Below are 1993 nucleotides of genomic sequence, written 5' to 3' on the forward strand. Positions count from 1 at the left end.
TGCGCTCTTTATTCACCTTTTACGGATTTATTCGGTTAGGTGCAAGAAGTGAGTTGAGTTAGCTGGAAAAAATGCTGCGGTTGTGCTTTCAGTCGCTTTGACTCTGCGTGTCACTGCTTTTGTGTTGCTGTCTCCCCTTGCAGGTGCGATCGCAGACCGACTCGACCGAAAGAAAATCATGGTTGTTACCCATATATTCAGAATGCTAATTGTGGGTCTGTTGCCTTTCGTGACGCAGATTTGGCAAGTTTGCGTATTGATATTTGCGCTTAACGTCTTTAATGCTTTCTTCACCCCAACTTACCAAGCCACAATTCCATTAGTTACGGGTGAGAATGACTATCCACAAGCCATCGCTCTTTCGGCTGCTACTTTTCAATTACTTGGTGTACTTGGCCCTGGTATCGCTGGAAGTGTCGCAGCCTTCATTGGTGCAAGACAAGTCTTCTTCTTGGATGCTCTCAGCTTTGCGATCGCGGCAATCTTAATCTTCACCCTACCAGGTCAGCTCGTTGTTGCACAAAATCAACAGCCTTCCAGGACAACACGCCGAACATGGGGAGACATTAAAGACGGTACAACTCGCCTCCTTTCAGATACACCTATTCGTTACGCGCTAGCGATGCAGTTAGTCGCATCAATTGCCGGAGCGCAAATCTTAGTAAATACTGTTGGCTATGTTCAAGGTACACTCAAATTAGGAGAAGTGCAGTACGGATGGGTGATGGCGGCTTTTGGGATTGGTGCAACTCTCTGTGCAGTTATTTTTGGTACGTTCAATAGAAGTTTGCCACGGACAACATTTGTTTTGATTGGTGCAACTTTGATAACATTAGCTTTGTTGCCTGCCAACTACGCAAATTTAGCAGCACTGATGCTTTTATGGTTTGTGGCGGGTGCAGGGCAAAGTTTAGTGAATTTACCCACCCAGACATTAATTGCAGACCGCATCCCATCTACTTTACAAGGACGAGTTTATGGCGCACACTTTGCCTGGAGTCATCTTTGGTGGGCAATCTCATACCCTCTTGCCGGTTGGTTGGGAAGTAACTTTGCTGAACGCGAGTTCCTTTACGGTAGCTTAGTGGGCTTGATGCTGCTAGTGGTAGTGCAAATTACCCTCTCACCTCAAGTGCATGAACACGAACATCTCCACTATCCTAGTGTGCATGAACATAAACACATCCACGATGAACACCATCAGCATAACCACGATGAGGGGATGGCTATAGGCGAATCTCACAACCATCTTCACGAACACACGACAATTATCTATCACAACCATCCTCACACAAGGGATATTCACCATCGCCATAGTCATTAAATTGCTGTTGCCAATATCTTGAGTAGATATTGGTTAAAACATTATTACAGGACTAAGATGAAGCACTATCACCATCTTTTAGACCGAATGCTGCTCGACACTTTTGCGGATGACGCGGCACTAAAATTCTCACATCGGGGTCTGGTAATGCGATATTCGCTACTTTCAATGCAGCAACTATCGCCTGTCTTACAGATGATGTTGTAGCCACAAAATTAGAACGCCGTAAATCTGTCCAAAAGCAAGTTTCAACTACAACGTCATCTAGTCCTAAGTCTCGTATTCGCACAGAAACTCCCGGCTCATCAAGTACCTCCTCTGTTGCTTCTAGTTAACCGGATTCAAACATTTTTGACGATGAAACAAGCCTAAAACCATCACTGGGCAAGAAAAATACATCAAATGCTCAAAAACGCCTAAACCCCAAATATAGCAGTTGCCAGGTAGATTAGGACATGAACTAATGAGAAAATAGGGACACCACGATACTTTCAAGCCTGTTCCCTGTTGCCTGCTATATATCAATAAACCAACCAAAACCATGTCAAATTTTTTTGGGGTATGCGTTTGAGGTTATTTTGTCTAAGTCCCATTAAATGAGAAATGATGGTTTGGTTTAGGGACTTCCAAGGAATAAAATCACCCAAGTCAATAATAATAATCATTGTT

The 1993-nt window shown here is 43.8% G+C and carries 2 protein-coding genes; one reads left to right on the forward strand and one right to left on the reverse strand.

Annotated features, from left to right (window positions below; all coding sequences use genetic code 11):
• The first annotated feature begins 82 nt into the window (after positions 1–82).
• Positions 83–1324, forward strand: a complete 1242-nt coding sequence (locus DP116_RS28005) for an MFS transporter (protein ID WP_439330043.1) — start codon at positions 83–85, stop codon at positions 1322–1324.
• 52 nt (positions 1325–1376) lie between these two features.
• On the opposite strand, the gene DP116_RS28010 is transcribed toward DP116_RS28005, so the two are convergent.
• A complete protein-coding gene (locus DP116_RS28010; protein WP_246275839.1) occupies positions 1377–1613 on the reverse strand; it encodes a hypothetical protein in 237 nt (78 codons plus the stop codon).
• Positions 1614–1993: the final 380 nt, after the last annotated feature.

Source organism: Brasilonema bromeliae SPC951 (genome assembly GCF_012912135.1).
GTDB lineage: Bacteria > Cyanobacteriota > Cyanobacteriia > Cyanobacteriales > Nostocaceae > Brasilonema > Brasilonema bromeliae.